Genomic DNA, 682 nt, shown 5'->3' on the forward strand with positions numbered 1-682 from the left:
GTCCACGATCGTCGTCGTGATCCTGCTGCTTCTGGCGCTCGACCGGTTCGGGCGACGCTTGCCGGCTGGGGTGCTGCCCTGGCGCTAATCTTTTGTTTTCCGCAAATTCCGGATGGAAAACCGCCGCGCACTTTTCCTGGAATTGCTCTTAAGCGCCCGGCACCACCCAAGCATCGGACACCGCGACATGCACGCGCTGTCCCGTCGCCAGCGCCTCGGTGCTGTCGACCAGCAACTGCTGTCCGGGCTCGGCGAGCGCCAATCGCACTTCATGCACCGGCCCGCGATAGACGCTGTCCAGGACCGTCGCCGGCAGGCCTTCGGCCGCGATGCGCAAGGCCTCCGGGCGTAGCAGGACCTTGACCGCGCCCGCCGGTGTTTCGTGGCTGCGCGCCGCGAGCCGGTGGCCGGCGATATCGATGATCGAGGCCTGGTCCGAATGGCCGACGGTGTGGCCGGAAATCAGGCTGCCGCGGCCGACGAAGCCGGCAACCGCGGCGTCGGCGGGAGAACGATAGATCTCCTGCGGCGGTGCCGCCTGCAGCAGCCTGCCCTTGCTCATTACGGCGACGCGGTCGGCAAGCGCCAGCGCCTCGGCCTGGTCATGCGTGACATAGACGATCGTCGCGCCGGTGCGGCGATGGATGTCGCGGAAGGCATCGACCATTGCCGAGCGCAGATG

At 67.6% G+C, this 682-nt stretch carries 1 protein-coding gene; it reads right to left on the reverse strand.

The features are described 5' to 3' along the window. Positions 1-148: 148 nt before the first annotated feature. The coding region (locus tag EOD07_RS36550) for a TOBE domain-containing protein (protein WP_127238517.1) at positions 149-682 on the reverse strand (534 nt) is incomplete at its 5' end.

It is taken from the genome of Mesorhizobium sp. M2C.T.Ca.TU.002.02.1.1, from assembly GCF_003997225.1.